Below are 15,450 nucleotides of genomic sequence, written 5' to 3' on the forward strand. Positions count from 1 at the left end.
ATTCGACCGCCTGCAACGCTTGACGGATCGATGACGACCCTGTTTAATACGCCGCTCTCCGGGGCGTCCCGCACGTTCCAGAGAAAACAAAAAGCAATACCCGTGGCCGGATAGCTCAGTTGGTAGAGCAGGGGATTGAAAATCCCCGTGTCGGCGGTTCGATTCCGTCTCCGGCCACCAAAGATTTCAAGGGCTTGCAGCAATGCAGGCCCTTTTTCTTTGCGCGCTCTCTGAGCTGGTTACCGTTCGGTTGCCGTTTGTACGGTCCTTACGCAGCGCACTGCGCGTTGATCCAGTCGTCAACATCGGTCTCCTTCCAGACCGCGATGCTTGCGGCGATCCGATGCTGAGAAGGGAACCTCCCCTCGGCTATCCATCGGTAGATGGTTGTCTTGCTCAGTCCTGTCCGCTCCATCACCTGACGCAACCGGAGTAGGCGGGAGGGTTTCGTTCGCTGCGGCTCTGCATTGGCGGGGCGCACGGGGGGAATCTGCTGCATCTGCACTATTAGATGACCTCTCAAAAATTTTCGCTGTGATATTTGGGTGCTGCGGACGCCCCGCTTTGGGGCGCCCGGTCGCTGGAGTCTGGTTAGGCGGTTGCTTGCATGCTGACCGGAAGGACGCCGACGCGGGGCGGGCGAGCGTGGGCAGCCATCCGCGCCGGGCCTTTCTCGACGTAGAGGTTTTCTCGCCTTAGGTTCAGGCGGTTTCCGTCCCGATAGCGGACTCGCTGGCCTTTCTCGGCACCCACAACGAGGCGCGCGACAGTCGTCACGCTGGTGCGTCCTTCGATGTCTCGGCAATACGTGACTACATACCTGTTTCCATGCCCGTCGGACGCGCATGCCCAGCGGTCAGTCCACCCTTGCTTCTGAAGTCGGCGCAGGACAGCGAGTTCGAGCACTACGGGGTGGTCTGATGAGGTGCATAAAACTTGGGCGATCTCGTTACCGTCTTCGTCGGTGGTCACTGTGATTTCAGGTGAGCGGGTTGCCGGGCTATTTGAAAACTCCATGAAGTGTTCTCCTTTAGGCGCAGCCGTCTGTCACCGTCTGCGTGGCAGGCAGTGAGTTGGGGTTTGCGTTGGTCGTTGGGGATCGCGTGTTAGCGGTAGCTGTGTCCGCTGCGATCTAAAGATGTGCGCTCAGCGTGGCTCGCTGGCGTCTGCTGGAGGCGCTCAAAGGTGGGCGTCGGGTGTCCTTATGAGGACAGTCCAGCGGGGGCGTTTTGTCTCAATAGGAAGCATGGTATGAGACAGAGAGGTGTCCCATTGGGACAGTAAGGCCGCTAGAAGATCGCTTCCGGGTCGGCAATGTCGGCCATGAAAGCCTTTGTGTCGGGATCGTCTATGGCTAGCTTCTCCTCGGTGGCGAGCATGTTCAGGGCGAGGCGTCCTGCGTCGGGTGTTGCCTTCTCCAGTAGGCCGCCAATCTTCCGGGCCAGCTTCTCGGCTTCATGCTGGGTGAGCTGTTCTGCTGTCATCTGCTCCTTCATGTTTTGCCATTCGGTTCCGTGCTCGCGCACGTAGCGCCAGCGCGGAAAGCCTGTACCGGGATCACATGCCTCATCGCTCCATTCCTTCGGATTCACCTCCGGGAGCTTCTTCAGCATCCGGCTCACCGTTTGGTGGCCGATTCCGAAGTGGCCCGCGACCGTTCGGCACGAAACGCCTTTGGGTGGCCTTTGCGTGCCTCCCTTTGTGATGTCTGCCAGGTACTGCCACGCAGCCTCTAACCTCTGCTGTGGGTGCATCTCTAATGCGCGGTCTGTGCAGTTGGCGAGCTTTGATGCCATCACTGCTTCCCGCTGAGTCATGGCCGTGACGCGGGCAGGCACTGTGGCCCGTCTCGCTAGTCGATAGGCGCGGAGGCGATGATGTCCGTCCACTACGTAAAGCGAGCCGTTGATGTCGGCTAGTAGGATCGGCTCTAGCTCCAGTGAGGGGGCGCCTTCCAGTGCTAGTCGTAGCGTGCCGCTGTGCTGTTCGCTTCGGGCCTCGCTCTTTCCCTGTTCCCGAAAGGGCACCACGCGTTGCACTCGGGGCTGGTACACGTCGTGGGTGTTGATGTCAGACAGGGGCACTCGCTGCACATCGGCATCTTGCAGATGCCTCAGTGCGTCTTCCGGTCTCACCACAGGGTTGCCGGATCGGCCGCCGGGTGTGTGTGGATCAGATACCGGATCGTTTCTGAGTTGTTGGTATCGCGGCGCAGTCGCTGTTCTAGGCGTCGCTGTGCAGTCTTCAGACCGTCGAAGGTCTCTCCGTCAAAGGCTATGGTGCGGATTCGGGGCCGCGCACCTACCGTTGCGGTGTCGTTGAGGTGCTCCGTTTCGTCGTGGCTGTTGCTCAAAGGCGTGTCTCCTGTCGATTGGATGAGGGGGTGAGGGGGCGGGGCGCTTTTCCCCTGGTGTAAGGAACCGCCATTGCGCCGCAACGGTTCCTGAGAGTCTGCGTCGGGTGGCGTTGCCTTATCCGGGTTCTTTCCCCCGAAAGGAACCACAATCGGCGTCCATACTCGGATGCGTATGGACACTGGCGGCCCTTCTCGGAGGACGTTCTTTCCCCAGAAAGACGCCATGTGGCTGTGCCGACGGTTTCAGGGGTTCTGTAGAAGGCCCATCCGCATCTCTTTCGGCCACCCGTATTCCCGGAGCGGGACGTGGCTGGACACTGCTGGCCTCGTTAGGAGGGGCTTTCCCCCAGGAAGAGGAGCCATATGGCTGTACCAACGGTTTCAGGGCGGTTGCGTGGAAAGGGCCTGCGCTGCCTCGTGCTCCCTGCGGGGGCTCTGTGCGCGCGTATGTCTGATTGCGTCGGAATGTTGCAGGTTTTGCGTGGAGGTCAGCCGCATTGGTGCTGTGCTTGTAATATGCTTCTCTATCAATAGCGAGAAGTTGGCTTGGTGAAGACATATGGAGGTGGGAGGTGGTCAAAAAGTCCGTTGCATCAAAGAAGGCAAATGCATCTAAGAGGGCGCCTGGTAAGAAGGCCGCAGCACCAAAGAAGGCATCTGCGCCATTGTCGGGGAAGCGGGCGTACGTGAGCCAAGGAAATTTACCTAAGCATGCCTTGCGTGAGGCTCTCACAGTGGCTCAGGCCATTACCGATAACTTCGCCGGTGACGCGACGCCTCCCCATCAGGTTGCTATCGCTTTGAACGTTTCTCCCACTTCATCGGGTTGGCATTCGCTGACAGGCGCCGCCATTGCCTACGGACTTACGAAGGGAGGAGGTAACTCAGCGAAGATATCGCTCACCGACTTGGGGCGACGTTGCACGGCGCCGACGGTTGAAGGAGATGATGTGCAGGCTCGCGCAGAGGCAGCCTTGAAGCCCGGTGTGGCCCATCAGTTCTTCACCAAATACAACCGCAGTAAGTTTCCGGCTGACCGGATTGCTAGAAACGTCTTGCAGCAGGATATGTCGGTCCCCGTGGATCGCTTAGACGACGCTCTGGCGATCTTGAAGGAGGATGGGGCATATGTGGGTTTCGTGCACCAGACAACCACCGGCCCTTTCGTTTCGATAGATGACCTACAGCCTGTTCCAGTGACAGGGGAGACTGCGGAGAAGGAATCTGCGGATAGTCTGACTGACACCCATGAAGGTGCTTCTAGCGTTGATGATCCTCCCGCGAGCGTCAGACAGGAGGCTTCAGCGTCGGTAGGTCATCCGGTTCCCTCGCGCACTGAGTTGGCCAGGAAGAAGGTCTTCATCACGCACGGCAGGAACAAGAAGATCGTAGATCAGGTCAAGGATGTCTTGGGGCTTTATGAAATCGATTACGAGATTGCCGTTGAGGAGGAAAGCCCTGCGATTCCCGTTCCTCAGAAGGTATTGAGCGCCATGCGCAGGTGTGGGTCAGGGGTGATGATCGTCTCTGCGGATGACGATGCTGCCGCTGAGGCGGGAACTATCAATAACAATGTGTTGATAGAGATCGGTGCTGCGTTCGTGCTTTACGATCAACGGGTTGTTCTACTTTGGGATAAGCGGCTAAAGGTGCCTTCAAATCTTCAAGGGTTGTATCGGTGTGAGTTCGAAGGGGGCGAGTTATCGTTCGCGGTTGGAACCAAACTAGCCAAAGCGGTCAAGGGTTTCCGGTCACCGTAAATGCCGGATCTTGTCGCTCGCTAATTTCGGGGGCATGGAATCTCACGTATAGAAGACGAGTCGCGGCGTTTTTTGGGTGTGCCAAAGATGGCCAGGAGCTTGGGTTAAACGGCGCACTCTATCCCTGCTGTGGCCATTGATAGGCGCAACAGAATTCGCTCTGAGCTGGTTATGCAAGAATCCTCTTCATATCGCAACGAACTATCCCAGTACGCTCGGGATTTTGAAGCGAGGCGGCGCAAACAGCTGTGGCGCGACGATAGTTTGTTCAAGGCTGAGCGGATGCTCTTCGTTGGATTCCTATTCGTGCGTAAGCTGATCGAATGCAAGAAAGTCACGGATGCCTGCGTGAGAAGCAGTGTGACGATCCAGCGTAGTTCACTCCGTCGAACGCGAGAGGTCTCTGACTTCATGCGTGATGACTTGTTAAACGACATTGATTCCGCCGAGTGGGTCGAGTCCGTGGTCGATGTTCACCAACTCGCTGATAAAATCATTCATGTGTGGTGGATCATGCCAGTTCAATCTTCTCAAGGGGGGTTGCATGGCCACATCTTCACAACCGACCGCAAGCGGAACAGTGAGCTTTGGCTGCTGCCTACTGAGGCAGTTGTATCCGTATTTCAGCGTTTCTCTCGCGAAGTCATCAGCTCGGTTCATACCCGACGCGACGCGCTTGGGCGTCTCACTTATTGGCAGGCTACGTAGCATTGGTTCATCCCTAGACACGAAAGCCCCCGCCGGTCACTGACGAGGGTTTCGTGTTGCTTGCGGCGACTCGTTTAGTTCTTGCTACCGCTGTTGCTCTCCTGCGCGCGCTCTTTCCTGCTAGCTTTCGCGCGGCTCCTCATGGTCTCCAGCAGATACCAGCCGGCGCCGACCAGCAGGAACACGGCGGCAAAAGAAAACATGTTGTTCATGGGCTTCTCCTAATGAATCTTGCGGTGTCTTCCGTGGGTGTCTCTTAGGCTGCCAGTGCAGGGGCGGCAGGCGTCGCCTCGCTCACTGTTTCCGCCTCTTCTGCTGCCTTGAGCAGTGTTTGTACCGCCCATGCGCGCGCCGCTGTCAGGCCCTGCCCGCTGCTCACTGCGTCGTCTAATAGGTCGTGGACGGCTGCGTGTGCGCTGTCGATGAATTCGGCGGGGCTCTCGTGTACTGCTTGGAACACTTAGTGTTCTCCTTGTGCTCGGTGGGTGAATAAAAAACAGGTCAGGCCGCACAGAAGGGCGCTCACGCGCGCTCTGCTTTCCTGCCCCGGATAGGTGTCACAGTGGCGCTGTCGGCTGTCAGCAGCCTATACAGCGTCTCTAGCGCTGTGCGTTTCTCGTCTAAGTAATCGTGTCGGTCATAGTGGCGGTGTTGGACACCCCCGAGGCCGTGGGATTGAAGCTGTGCTCGGGCCTCAAGACTCACACCTTCGGCCGCTAGGCGTGTCTCGACGGTGCGGCGGATGTCGCCCGGAGTGAATGGCCCTTGCTCCAGTTCGCCCGCCTCCTCCATGGCCGTGGAAACATCTTTGATGCGGTGGTGCATGACGGTCGCTGAGGCGCCCGACACTCCGGCCGTGATGGTGAAGACATACGGGCCTGCGGCCTCTCCTCGCATGGCTTGCAGTGCCTCACTGGCCGCCTGAGTGAGCGGCACCATGTGTACGCGGGGCTTCTGCCGGCGTCCTTTGCCGTCCAGTAGACGTAGTGCCCGGATGTCCTGGTCAATGTCGTTGACCGTGGCTCGGCCTAGCTGCTCGATACGCTGCCCGCCCGTGAGGAGGTGGAAGCGAAGTAAGCCGCCTGTCGGTTCGGGTAGCTCACATATCCGCTTCCAGTAAGCACGCAGCTCCGCAACGCTCAGTGCTCGATGGCGCGCGTTGCTTCCCCCGGAGATTGCGGCGGTGTCCCTTGCGGGGTTCGTTGTGATGCATAGCTGCCGTAGTGCGGGGGACGCGGCGGCGTCGTGGCGGGCGCTCCTCGCTGCTTTATAGGCAGCCTGAAGATAGGCGCGCAGCTTGCGGGCCTCGGTGCGCTTCCCTTCGTTATGGACCTTCGCCACAACCTCGGTAAGGTCGTCGGCTGTAATGTCTTCGGCGGGCTTTGCGGCGAGGACGGGCCACGCATTCAGAACGTGTCGTTTAAGCGATCTCTGTACGTGGTCAGCGCTGCTCTTTCCTTCGCGTCGCATGTGCTCCACGTAAGCATTGAGAAGGGCTGCAAGGCTGGCGTTCTTGCGTGCTTCGGCGGCTTCGGCTGCCTTGCGTTCCTCTTCCCGCCGCCTCGCTGCCTCGCGCTCCTCTGCTTCCAATACTTCGCGGAGGTCGCGGTCGCTGGTGTGCCGCTGCTTCGCCAGCTCTTGTACTCGCTTACGTGCGTCGTCTAGCGAGAGTGTTCCGCCTGTGTCTTTCCAGCCTCCAATGGGAAGCGTGTCTCGCTCTCCATTGCTACGGGTATACCTGTAGTAGAACCACACCGCCCCGCCAGCAGCGCGGCGCGCTTGCAGCGTGCCTGCGCCCCGTGCGCCTCCGTCGCTCTCGTACTTGCCGGCCTTGAGTGCCTTCAGTCCTCGGTGGGTGAGGTTGGGCATATTGCGGTCGTCCTGAATCCCCTTCGGTTGCCAATAGCCTAACGGCAACCAACGGCTGAATGGAAGACTCTGGTTGCCGTTCGGTTGCCGTTTGTATCGGGGTTTGACGAGACTCTATGGGACTAGATGAGACATCAATCAAATAATAATCATGTACTTACAAAATATCACGGAACCATGAGAAACCGCATGAAACCGTATTTATAGGGATTGAAAATCCCCGTGTCGGCGGTTCGATTCCGTCTCCGGCCACCAAAGATTTCAAGGGCTTGCAGCAGTGCAGGCCCTTTTTCTTTGCGCGGAATACGGCTTGCTCGGCGGGCGCGCCACGGGCACACTGAATGGCTGCGCGTGGCGATGCGCCGACCTTCATCCGGCGTTGTCTGTCGGGCTGCACACTCGGTTGTCGAAGATCACTGAGAAGAGGTGCTGCCATGAGTGATGACAAGGCCAAGTCCGGCTATCCGCAGGATGAGCCACAGCCCAATCGCCCGCATCCGAAGGGGCCGCAGGAAGGCCATCCGCACGAGCATCAGAACGATCCGGCGCGCAAGCCGGGCGATGAGCACGAGCGTGGCGACAAGCCCTGATGCGTCGGCCGTAGCTTGCTTGAATGGAGCCGCCATGGCGGTTCATTCAAGCGGCTGCTGATGGGGCGCTTACCCGGCGTCGATCATCCGCTTGGCCCCAGGGTTCAGCGCGCCGAAAACCCAAAACCCCGCGTCGATGGCTCGGCGCGGGGCTTTTTATCGCCACCGTTCGGCGCGGCGCTCAGTCTTCGGGCGGGGTGTAGCCCGGCGGAGGAGCGGCATCGCCGGCGAAGAGGAATTTTTCCATTTCTTCTGACAGGAAGCTGCGCGTCTTGGGATCGAGCGGATTGAGGCGGTTTTCGTTGATCAGCATGGTCTGGTGGGCCAGCCATTGCTGCCAGGCTTCCTTGGAAATGGACGCGTAGATGCGCTGGCCCAGCTCGCCCGGCCAGGGCGCAAATTCCAGGCCTTCGGCCTCGCGGTCGAGTTTGGCGCAGTGCACGGTACGGGTCATGACGTGGACGTCTCCCAGATCGAATTGAGCAATTGGCGGACTGGCGCAGGCAGGCCAAGCGCGGCAAGGTCGTCGCGTGTGGTCCAGCGCCAGTGACCATTATCGGCGATGATCGATTGCGGCGTGACCATGTCGAGCAGCCACGGCGTCACCGCCAGCCGGTAATGGCTGAAAACGTGCGTGAACGATGCCAATGCATGGCGCTTTCCACCATGGGCCAGACCCTGTGAGCGTGCCAACAGCGCGTGTTCGTCGGCCGCTTCTGGCAGGCTCCAAAGACCAGCCCAGACACCGCGTTCATCGCGCTTTTGCAGCAGAATGCGACCATCGCCATCGCGAAGAATCAGCATGTGTGTGGTACGCGTGGGAATGGCCTTGGCCGGCTTGGATTCGGGCAGCTGCGCAGTCAACCCGTCCCGGAAGGCAACGCAATCGTTGTGCAGCGGGCAGTCACCGCAGCGCGGCTGGCTGCGCGTGCACAGCGTGGCACCCAGGTCCATGATGGCCTGGGTGTAGTCGGCCAGGCGGGTGTCGGGCGTGTGTTGGTCGGCATAGGCCCAAAGCTGCTTTTCCACTGCGCTTTTGCCCGGGTGGCCGCGCACACCGTGGAAGCGGGTGAGCACACGCTTGACGTTGCCATCCAGAATCGGGTGCTTGAGGCCATGCGCCTGGGCCAGGATGGCGCCGGCGGTGGAGCGGCCGATGCCGGGCAGGGACGACAGTTGCTCGATGTCCCGTGGCAACTGGCCGCCAAATTCGGCCACACAGCGTTGCGCGGCGGCATGCAGGAAGCGCGCGCGCCGGTAGTAGCCAAGGCCTGACCACAGCGCCAGCACAGTGTCCTCATCGGCGGCCGCCAGGTCGGGCAGCGTCGGCAACGCCTGCATGAAGCGCTGAAAGTAGTCGATGACGGTGCTGACCTGGGTCTGCTGCAGCATGATTTCCGAGACCCACACGCGGTAGGCGTCACGCGGGTGCTGCCAGGGCAGGTCGTGGCGGCCCGCGTGGTCGAACCAGGCGAGCAGTCGGGAAGCAAAATCATTCATGGGCTGGGAGCTGTGGTGGCGGCGCTGGCAGGGACATCGGGTCCGGCATCCAGGGTAAGGCCTTTCACCTGCACGCCAGCGGCGTTGAGCGAATCCATCTTCATGTGGCCGCGCAGCGGGGGCGCGCCCAGCGGTGCCGGTGCGCCATCCAGATCGCCAGTGGCGCGCTGCCACCACTGCGCCAGTGCGGCCGGTGGCAGGGCAAGGTCGATATGGGTACCGGCGCCGTCCACTTTGGTGCTCACCTCAAGTGGCCGCGTCGGCTGGGCCGGCGTGATCGACAAGGCGGTGGTGTAGCGCTTGTCCTGCGTGGTGTTCACGTGGCCTTGGAGTGACAGGCTCAGGTTGGCGCCGCCCAGCCAGCGCGCCTGGCCTTCCAGCTCGGCGCTGCCCGTTTTGGCAAATCCGGCGTGCAGCTGGATTGGCTTGAGAACCACGGCCTTGGCGTCGCTGACCGGCGTGGCGGTCAGGGTGAAGTGATACGGCTCGCCGCTGGCGGTCTTGGCTTGATACTTGAGCTGGAAAGGCTGGCCCGGTGCCAGCCTGCCCGTACTCAGTTCGATATCGTCGGCTATCACCCGGTTGTGGCTGACCAATGCGCCGTTGTGGATCTGGACGCCGGCATCGATGCGCGGCAGCGTGGGCGCGCCGTGACCAGACGCGGGAAGTTGTGCCAACGTGGTCTGCAGTGCGCCAAGGTCCAGACGTGGCGCGTCCAGGGTCAGGCGTGAGATCGCCGGCGCGCCACCCAGCAGGGTGCGCCAGGGCAGTACAAGGCGCCCGCGCATGGCGATCAGCAGCGGCGTGGACGAGCCGCGCGGTGTCAGCTGCAGCCCATGCAATTCAAGTCCCGGGCGCGGAAACAGCGACGGCTGCGCTGGCTGGGTCAGCTCCAGCTCCAGGCCGGCGTTGGCCGCGGCATCGCGCAGCATGTTGGTAAAACGCTGCGGTTGCAGCAGCAGGTGCAGGGCGATCACCGCCGCCAGCAGCAAGGCGGCAATAACTCCAGCGACGATCAGACCGATGCGCATGCGCCGGCTCATCGCAGGAGGCTCCGGTGCGGCGTGGTCCATCGCGGCACCACGCGCTTCACTCGCCCAGCTGCGCGGGCAGCAGTCCGTCGACGAACGCCTGCGCGTCGAACGCACGCAGGTCGGTGATTTGTTCGCCCAGGCCGACGTAGCGGATCGGCAGACCAAATTCGCGCGCCAGGGCAAATACCACGCCGCCCTTGGCGGTGCCGTCCAGCTTGGTGACCACAAGGCCGGTGATCGGCACGGCCTGACCAAACTGGCGCACTTGGTTCACGGCATTCTGGCCGGTGGTGCCATCGATCACCATCAGCACTTCGTGCGGCGCGGTTTCGTCGATCTTGCGCAGCACGCGGGCGATCTTGCCCAGCTCATCCATCAGTCCGCCCTGCGTGTGCAGGCGACCGGCGGTATCGGCAATCAGTACGTCGGCGCCGCGTGCCTTGGCGCCCTGTACCGCATCGAAGATGACGCTGGCCGAATCGGCGCCCTGGCCCTGGGAGATTACCGGCACGCCGTTGCGTTCGCCCCAGGTCTTGAGCTGTTCGACGGCTGCGGCGCGGAAGGTATCACCGGCGGCCAGCATGACACGGCGACCTTCGTCCCGCTGGCGGTAGGCCAGCTTGCCGATGGTGGTGGTCTTGCCGACACCGTTGACGCCGACGGTCAGCACCACGAACGGCTTGTGCGTAGTCACGTCCAGCGGCGCGACCACGCCTTCGAGCATGTGAACCAGGTCGGCACGCAGCGCCTCGAGCAGTGCCTGGGCATCGGAAAACTCGCGCTTATTCATGCGCCGGCGCAGGTCTTCGACCAGCTCCATCGCGGCGGTGACGCCGACATCGGCCGTCAACAGCACGGTTTCCAGCTCATCGAGCAGGTCATCGTCGAGCTTGGGGTGGCGGCTGAACACGCCGGCCAGTCCGCGTGCGAAGCCCGAGCCGGAAAGGCGCTCGCGCCAGCTGCGCTTGCGTGGCTTCGGCGCCTGGGCCGGCTCGGTTTCAGCGGATGTTTCGTCGGCGGTGGTCGCCGCCTCGCTCGGGTCTTCGGCCAGCGCCTCGATCAGCGGGCTGGCCGCGGCATCCAGTTCGCCCAGGGCGTCGCGTTCGCCGCGCTCGATATCGTCAGCTTTGGCGGTCTCAGGGCGAACCTCGGCGCTGTCGTCCAGCGGCTTCTCGACCGCCTCGTCCGGCGGCGTCTTGTCGTTTTTCTTTTTCCAGAACTTGAGCATGCGGGCTGCAAATGGGGACAATCCGGGCGCACATGCTAGCACCCGCAATCCTGACGGGCGCTGAGCGAACCTTAAGCTGTTCCATCTTTGTCTGGAGGCCTGCATGCCAAGGCGCATCCCCCCGGCGCCCGGTCACGTTCGCGTAAGCGGTGGCCAGCTGCGCGGATCGAAGCTGCACGTGCCCGATCTGCCCGGGCTTCGGCCCACGCCGTCGCGCATACGCGAAACGCTGTTCAACTGGCTGCAAGCCGATATCGCCGGCACCCGCGTACTCGATCTATTCGCCGGCAGCGGCGCGCTGGGAATCGAGTCGTTGTCGCGTGGCGCGGGCGAGGTCTGGCTGGTCGAGCGCGCTGCGCGCGCTGCCCGTGCCATCAAGGACAACCTGGATCGACTCAAGCAGGCCAACGCGCGTGTGCACTGCGTGGACGCCGGCGCGCTGCTGGCGACGCCGCCGGCCGAGCCATTTGGCGGAGTGTTTCTCGATCCGCCATTCGCGCTGGACCTTTGGACGCCGGTGGCGGCCAAGTTGGAGGCGGGCGGCTGGTTGAGCGAACATGCGTGGATCTATGTGGAGAGCCCGCGCGATGAGGTGCCGATGCTGCCGGACAATTGGCAGCTGGCGCGCCAGGGCGAGGCCGGGCAGGTGCGATATGCGCTCTATCGCCGCAGCCCAAGTGATCCGTTAAGCTAGGTCCGTTTCAATGTGCCTTAGTCAGCCCTGTCCATGACCGACGCCGCTCAGTCGAATCCGCGCGTAGCCGTTTACCCCGGCACGTTCGATCCCATCACCAACGGCCATGCCGATCTGGTGGCGCGTGCTGCGCCGCTGTTTGATCGGGTGGTGGTGGCAGTGGCCAAAAGCACCGGCAAGGGTCCCAGCTTCGATCTGGACGAACGCATCGAACTGGCACGTATCGCACTGGGTGATCTGCCCAATGTCGAGGTGCGCGGCTTCGACACGCTGCTGGCCTCGTTCGTGGCCGATCTTGGCGCCGGCGTGATCTTGCGCGGTCTGCGCGCGGTCTCGGACTTTGAGTACGAATTCCAGCTGGCCAGCATGAACCGGCACCTCATTCGCCAGGCCGAGACGCTGTTTCTGACCCCGGCCGAGCAGTACAGCTTCATTTCCTCGTCGCTGGTACGGGAAATTGCCCGTCTTGGTGGCGACGTCGCCGGCTTCGTGCATCCCAAAGTGCAGGAGGCCTTGCGCCAGCGATACCGTCATCGCGGTGGTAGCTGACAACACGGCCTTCGGCCTATCCTTATCTTCTTCACGATCGAACAACTTCCAAGGTGAACATCATGCGTAAACTGGCTCTCTTCGCAGTCGTTGCCCTGACCGGCGCCATCGGCCTGAGCGCCTGCAGCGGCGGTCACGACAAGGATCAGCAGCAAGCCCAGACGCAGCAGCAGGCTGCCGTGCAGAAGCCGACCGATCCCAACGACACCGCCGCCTGGAACAAGTACCTGGGCTCGCTGCTGCAGAACAACATGCAGGGCATGACGGCTGATCGTCCGTATGCCTACATGATCCCGGCCGGCGATTCGGACGCCGACAAGGCCGCCCGTCAGCGCCAGCTCGATTCGATCAGCGACGTGGTCGCCCGCGGCGTGACGCCGGGCAACCTGATTGCCTTTGCCGGCGCCGATTCGACCAAGACCGCCGACGCCATCGTGCAGTCGTTCAAGGGCGCGCGTAAGGGCACCTTCAAGGGCGTGATCGTGCTGTTCATCGGCGACCAGGCCGACAAGCAGCGCGTGGCCGACGTCATCAACCCGACCGGCGCCAAGTTCCGCTTCGTGCAGATGTAATACCGCGCCGGCCTTGAGCCGGCCCGTGTCAGCACACACTTAACGGGGCGTCTGCTGGCGCCCCGTTTCTTGTTGGTGAATTACCCATGTCCCTGAAAATCCTCGATACCTGCGTCAATTGCGACGTCTGCGAGCCGGTATGCCCGAACGAGGCCATCTCGCTGGGCGAGGAGTACTACATCATCCATCCGGACCTTTGCACCGAGTGCGTGGGCCACCACGACGAGCCGCAATGCGTGGAAGTGTGTCCGGTCGAGTGCATCATCACCGACCCCGAGCACGTGGAAACGCGCGAACTGCTGCGGCGTAAATATCAGGTGCTGACGGGCAACTCTTGAAGCCTATTTCCTTCACGCCGAGCCTGGAGTGGAGGTCGCGCCGCACTGCGGCCTGGTGCGTGAACCTTAGAGAAAGACCAGCGAAAAGCTGGCTGCGCGAGACAGGCTTTTCGATGCTTCACCGCTGCGCCATCGTCGTCGCCGTGAGGGCGCAACAAGCCAGAGGGCGGCGCAAAGATGCACCGCGTACATGCTGTTGCAGCCGGCTTGGCTTCCATCGCTCACGCTCCTAGGATGGCTGGAAAATCTTTTCCTGCCGGTCTCCCCCGGCCAAAGCTTCAAGGCGGTTTGCATGCAACTGTGGTCGATCAACGGCAATTCCCAGAAACTCGATGGGGGCGCGATGTTCGGCAATGTGCCGCGCGCGCTGTGGTCGCGCTGGGTGGAGCCGGACGAGCTGCATCGCATCCCGTTGGCTTGTCGTTGCCTGCTGGTCAAGGACATGGACGGGCGAAACGTGCTGTTCGAAACCGGCATCGGCACCTTTTTCGAGCCTAAACTGCGCGATCGTTTCGGCGTGATCGAATCCGAGCACGTGCTGCTCGACTCGCTGGCCGCGGCCGGTCTTTCGCACGAAGACATCGATGTGGTGGTGCTCTCGCACCTGCACTTCGATCACGCCGGTGGCCTGCTCGAAGCCTGGCGCGAAGGCGCCGAGCCGACGCTGCTGTTTCCCAATGCCACGTTCATTGTGGGCCAGGACCATTTCCGGCGCGCCCGCCAGCCGCATCCACGCGACCGCGCCTCATTCATCCCGCAGTTGCCGGCGTTGCTGGAAGCCAGCGGACGCCTGGAGATAGTCAGCGGCGAGTATTCGATAGCGCTGGGTGAGCGGGTACATTTTTCCTATTCGGACGGTCACACGCCGGGGCTCATGCTGGCTGAAATCCGTGGTGAGCAAGGTGCTATGGTGTTCTGCGCCGATCTGATTCCCGGCAGACCCTGGGTGCACCTGCCGGTGACCATGGGGTACGACCGCTGGCCGGAAAAACTCATCGACGAGAAGCACGAATTTCTCGAAGATAAGCTTGAGCGGGGCGTGCAGCTGTTCTTCACACACGATCATGGATGCTCGGCGGCAGGGGTGCGGCGTGATGAGCGCGGCCGGTTTTCGACCACGAACGAGCGCAGTCAGCTGCGCGGAGAGGCGCTGTAGGACTGGCGCCGCCTAGGCGGGAAGAGTTTCCAACGGTATGGGCAAGCAAGATAGGGATGGGCGCTGGACGCAGCCATGGATGTTGCCGGCGCTGGGCGTGATTGTGCTGTTTATTGCCGGCGCGGTGCTGGCGGTGAACGAACAGCGTGTGCTGGGTTACCGGAATGCGGCAGCGCATCACGGCGGGGTAGTCGATGACCTTGGCAGCACCGGACATCCGGGGGATGCCGGCAACGGCCGCATGGTGCGTGTCGACGGCATGCCGCAGATCGTGCAGGCGCCGCGTGATCCGCAGTTCAACGTCAGTGCCGAGGTCACCACGCTGCACCGCAAGGTCGAGATGTTCCAGTGGCGTCAGGTGACCGTCGGCGGCCAAACCCACTACGAGCTGGACTGGGTCGACCATCCGGTCGACTCAAGCAAGTTCAAGCAGCCACAAGGCCATCGCAACCCCGGGCACTTCCCCTTCAGCGCCGAGCACTACCTTGCACCGAAAGTGACTCTCAATGGGTTCTCGCTGACGCCGGCCATGGTTGCCTCACTGGGTGGTTATATCGCGCTGAAGCCGGATTTCGACCACCTCCCGCCCAATCTTGCGGCCAGTTTCCAGCCGGTGGACGGCACCTTGGTGACCAGTTCCGATCCGCTGTCACCGCGACTGGGTGACCTGCGCGTCAGTTGGGAAGGCGTGCCGCCGCAGATCATCACGGTGGTCGCGCGGACGCAGGGCCGGAGCTTGGTTGCTGCCGACAGCGCCGATGACGGTGTCGGCTATCAGGTGCAGATTGGCAATCGCGAGCTGGGCGATATCCTGCCGGACCTGCCACCGGCGCCGCGGGCACCGATGCTGTGGCGATTGCTGGCGTTGATGCTGGCTTGGGTCGGAGGTGCGCTGGTGCTGTTGCGCTGGGCGCGCCCAGGGCCGGCGATGCTGGGCGGACTTTTTGTTGGTGGTGCGGCGCTCTCAGCGCTCGCCGGTGCGCTGTGGCTGGGCGTGCAGATGCGCTATGGCGCATTCTGGCTGATGGTGGTTGCGCTGTGCGCGGCGGCGGCGGCGGCGATCGTGCGCCGTGGACGGCGTCTGGGATAAAGGTAT

General features: G+C 62.1%; 19 protein-coding genes and 1 tRNA gene. 10 read left to right on the top strand and 10 right to left on the bottom strand.

The window, feature by feature from the left end; all coding sequences use genetic code 11:
- Positions 1–104: 104 nt before the first annotated feature.
- Positions 105–180, top strand: a tRNA-Phe gene (locus tag HBF24_RS12785).
- 88 nt (positions 181–268) lie between these two features.
- On the opposite strand, the gene HBF24_RS17485 is transcribed toward HBF24_RS12785, so the two are convergent.
- The 4 genes from HBF24_RS17485 to HBF24_RS12805 form a co-directional block, all read right to left on the bottom strand.
- On the bottom strand, positions 269–499 hold the full coding sequence (locus HBF24_RS17485) for an AlpA family phage regulatory protein (RefSeq protein WP_167173494.1): 231 nt from the start codon (positions 497–499) through the stop codon (positions 269–271).
- Between the two features lie 92 nt (positions 500–591).
- Positions 592–1,017, bottom strand: a complete 426-nt coding sequence (locus HBF24_RS12795) for a hypothetical protein (protein WP_167173496.1) — start codon at positions 1,015–1,017, stop codon at positions 592–594.
- A 272-nt stretch (positions 1,018–1,289) separates the two neighbouring features.
- Positions 1,290–1,613, bottom strand: a complete 324-nt coding sequence (locus HBF24_RS17355; RefSeq protein WP_240922549.1) for a hypothetical protein — start codon at positions 1,611–1,613, stop codon at positions 1,290–1,292.
- A 518-nt stretch (positions 1,614–2,131) separates the two neighbouring features.
- Positions 2,132–2,353: a hypothetical protein gene (locus HBF24_RS12805; protein WP_167173500.1), complete on the bottom strand. Its 222-nt coding sequence runs from the start codon at positions 2,351–2,353 to the stop codon at positions 2,132–2,134.
- 689 nt (positions 2,354–3,042) lie between these two features.
- Here HBF24_RS12805 and HBF24_RS17490 point away from each other — a divergent pair.
- Both HBF24_RS17490 and HBF24_RS12815 read left to right on the top strand, forming a co-directional pair.
- Positions 3,043–4,116: a TIR domain-containing protein gene (locus tag HBF24_RS17490; RefSeq protein ID WP_167173502.1), complete on the top strand. Its 1,074-nt coding sequence runs from the start codon at positions 3,043–3,045 to the stop codon at positions 4,114–4,116.
- 171 nt (positions 4,117–4,287) lie between these two features.
- Positions 4,288–4,824, top strand: a complete 537-nt coding sequence (locus HBF24_RS12815; RefSeq protein ID WP_167173504.1) for a hypothetical protein — start codon at positions 4,288–4,290, stop codon at positions 4,822–4,824.
- Between the two features lie 74 nt (positions 4,825–4,898).
- Here the strand turns inward: HBF24_RS12815 and HBF24_RS12820 are convergent, their stop codons facing one another.
- Together HBF24_RS12820 and HBF24_RS12825 are read right to left on the bottom strand one after the other, a co-directional pair.
- Positions 4,899–5,036 carry a hypothetical protein gene (locus HBF24_RS12820; protein WP_167173506.1) on the bottom strand — a complete coding sequence of 46 codons (138 nt, stop codon included), beginning with the start codon at positions 5,034–5,036 and terminating at the stop codon, positions 4,899–4,901.
- 310 nt (positions 5,037–5,346) lie between these two features.
- Positions 5,347–6,693, bottom strand: coding sequence for a tyrosine-type recombinase/integrase (locus tag HBF24_RS12825; RefSeq protein WP_167173508.1), 1,347 nt, complete (start codon positions 6,691–6,693; stop codon positions 5,347–5,349).
- Between the two features lie 434 nt (positions 6,694–7,127).
- Here HBF24_RS12825 and HBF24_RS12830 point away from each other — a divergent pair, with 434 nt between their 5' ends.
- Complete coding sequence (locus HBF24_RS12830; protein WP_167173510.1) at positions 7,128–7,283, top strand: hypothetical protein; 156 nt, start codon at positions 7,128–7,130, stop codon at positions 7,281–7,283.
- Positions 7,284–7,464: 181 nt separating this feature from the next.
- On the opposite strand, the gene HBF24_RS12835 is transcribed toward HBF24_RS12830, so the two are convergent.
- From HBF24_RS12835 to ftsY, 4 genes are read right to left on the bottom strand one after another with little or no spacing between them, the layout of a single operon-like run.
- Positions 7,465–7,737, bottom strand: coding sequence for an oxidative damage protection protein (locus HBF24_RS12835; protein WP_167173512.1), 273 nt, complete (start codon positions 7,735–7,737; stop codon positions 7,465–7,467).
- Complete coding sequence (mutY, locus tag HBF24_RS12840) at positions 7,734–8,783, bottom strand: A/G-specific adenine glycosylase (RefSeq protein WP_167173514.1); 1,050 nt, start codon at positions 8,781–8,783, stop codon at positions 7,734–7,736. The genes HBF24_RS12835 and mutY overlap by 4 nt, the downstream gene beginning before the upstream one ends.
- Positions 8,780–9,826, bottom strand: a complete 1,047-nt coding sequence (locus HBF24_RS12845; protein ID WP_167173516.1) for an AsmA family protein — start codon at positions 9,824–9,826, stop codon at positions 8,780–8,782. The genes mutY and HBF24_RS12845 overlap by 4 nt, the downstream gene beginning before the upstream one ends.
- 46 nt (positions 9,827–9,872) lie before the next feature.
- Positions 9,873–11,045: a signal recognition particle-docking protein FtsY gene (gene ftsY, locus HBF24_RS12850; RefSeq protein WP_167173518.1), complete on the bottom strand. Its 1,173-nt coding sequence runs from the start codon at positions 11,043–11,045 to the stop codon at positions 9,873–9,875.
- Between the two features lie 103 nt (positions 11,046–11,148).
- Here ftsY and rsmD point away from each other — a divergent pair, with 103 nt between their 5' ends.
- The 6 genes from rsmD (at position 11,149) to HBF24_RS12880 (ending at position 15,444) form a co-directional block, all read left to right on the top strand.
- On the top strand, positions 11,149–11,739 hold the full coding sequence (gene rsmD / locus HBF24_RS12855; RefSeq protein WP_167173520.1) for a 16S rRNA (guanine(966)-N(2))-methyltransferase RsmD: 591 nt from the start codon (positions 11,149–11,151) through the stop codon (positions 11,737–11,739).
- 33 nt (positions 11,740–11,772) lie between these two features.
- Complete coding sequence (gene coaD / locus HBF24_RS12860) at positions 11,773–12,288, top strand: pantetheine-phosphate adenylyltransferase (protein WP_167173522.1); 516 nt, start codon at positions 11,773–11,775, stop codon at positions 12,286–12,288.
- A 62-nt stretch (positions 12,289–12,350) separates the two neighbouring features.
- A complete protein-coding gene (locus tag HBF24_RS12865) occupies positions 12,351–12,860 on the top strand; it encodes a hypothetical protein (RefSeq protein ID WP_167173523.1) in 510 nt (169 codons plus the stop codon).
- Between the two features lie 86 nt (positions 12,861–12,946).
- Complete coding sequence (locus HBF24_RS12870) at positions 12,947–13,198, top strand: YfhL family 4Fe-4S dicluster ferredoxin (RefSeq protein WP_167173525.1); 252 nt, start codon at positions 12,947–12,949, stop codon at positions 13,196–13,198.
- Positions 13,199–13,490: 292 nt separating this feature from the next.
- Entirely contained in the window at positions 13,491–14,354 is an 864-nt protein-coding gene (locus tag HBF24_RS12875; protein ID WP_167173527.1) for an MBL fold metallo-hydrolase, read from the top strand.
- A 37-nt stretch (positions 14,355–14,391) separates the two neighbouring features.
- Positions 14,392–15,444: a TMEM43 family protein gene (locus HBF24_RS12880; protein ID WP_167173529.1), complete on the top strand. Its 1,053-nt coding sequence runs from the start codon at positions 14,392–14,394 to the stop codon at positions 15,442–15,444.
- Positions 15,445–15,450: the final 6 nt, after the last annotated feature.

Origin of the sequence: Oleiagrimonas sp. C23AA (assembly GCF_011759385.1) — a bacterium.
Lineage (GTDB): Bacteria > Pseudomonadota > Gammaproteobacteria > Xanthomonadales > Rhodanobacteraceae > Oleiagrimonas.

What these genes read in the sequence shown, in the direction of transcription:
- HBF24_RS17485 (WP_167173494.1), bottom strand. Translation starts at nt 499, where the DNA reads ATGCAGCAGATTCCCCCCGTGCGCCCCGCCAATGCAGAGCCGCAGCGA.
- HBF24_RS12795 (WP_167173496.1), bottom strand. Translation starts at nt 1,017, where the DNA reads ATGGAGTTTTCAAATAGCCCGGCAACCCGCTCACCTGAAATCACAGTG.
- HBF24_RS17355 (WP_240922549.1), bottom strand. Translation starts at nt 1,613, where the DNA reads ATGCTGAAGAAGCTCCCGGAGGTGAATCCGAAGGAATGGAGCGATGAG.
- HBF24_RS12815 (WP_167173504.1), top strand. Translation starts at nt 4,288, where the DNA reads ATGCAAGAATCCTCTTCATATCGCAACGAACTATCCCAGTACGCTCGG.
- HBF24_RS12820 (WP_167173506.1), bottom strand. Translation starts at nt 5,036, where the DNA reads ATGAACAACATGTTTTCTTTTGCCGCCGTGTTCCTGCTGGTCGGCGCC.
- HBF24_RS12825 (WP_167173508.1), bottom strand. Translation starts at nt 6,693, where the DNA reads ATGCCCAACCTCACCCACCGAGGACTGAAGGCACTCAAGGCCGGCAAG.
- HBF24_RS12830 (WP_167173510.1), top strand. Translation starts at nt 7,128, where the DNA reads ATGAGTGATGACAAGGCCAAGTCCGGCTATCCGCAGGATGAGCCACAG.
- HBF24_RS12835 (WP_167173512.1), bottom strand. Translation starts at nt 7,737, where the DNA reads ATGACCCGTACCGTGCACTGCGCCAAACTCGACCGCGAGGCCGAAGGC.
- mutY (WP_167173514.1), bottom strand. Translation starts at nt 8,783, where the DNA reads ATGAATGATTTTGCTTCCCGACTGCTCGCCTGGTTCGACCACGCGGGC.
- HBF24_RS12845 (WP_167173516.1), bottom strand. Translation starts at nt 9,826, where the DNA reads ATGAGCCGGCGCATGCGCATCGGTCTGATCGTCGCTGGAGTTATTGCC.
- ftsY (WP_167173518.1), bottom strand. Translation starts at nt 11,045, where the DNA reads ATGCTCAAGTTCTGGAAAAAGAAAAACGACAAGACGCCGCCGGACGAG.
- rsmD (WP_167173520.1), top strand. Translation starts at nt 11,149, where the DNA reads ATGCCAAGGCGCATCCCCCCGGCGCCCGGTCACGTTCGCGTAAGCGGT.
- coaD (WP_167173522.1), top strand. Translation starts at nt 11,773, where the DNA reads ATGACCGACGCCGCTCAGTCGAATCCGCGCGTAGCCGTTTACCCCGGC.
- HBF24_RS12865 (WP_167173523.1), top strand. Translation starts at nt 12,351, where the DNA reads ATGCGTAAACTGGCTCTCTTCGCAGTCGTTGCCCTGACCGGCGCCATC.
- HBF24_RS12870 (WP_167173525.1), top strand. Translation starts at nt 12,947, where the DNA reads ATGTCCCTGAAAATCCTCGATACCTGCGTCAATTGCGACGTCTGCGAG.
- HBF24_RS12875 (WP_167173527.1), top strand. Translation starts at nt 13,491, where the DNA reads ATGCAACTGTGGTCGATCAACGGCAATTCCCAGAAACTCGATGGGGGC.
- HBF24_RS12880 (WP_167173529.1), top strand. Translation starts at nt 14,392, where the DNA reads ATGGGCAAGCAAGATAGGGATGGGCGCTGGACGCAGCCATGGATGTTG.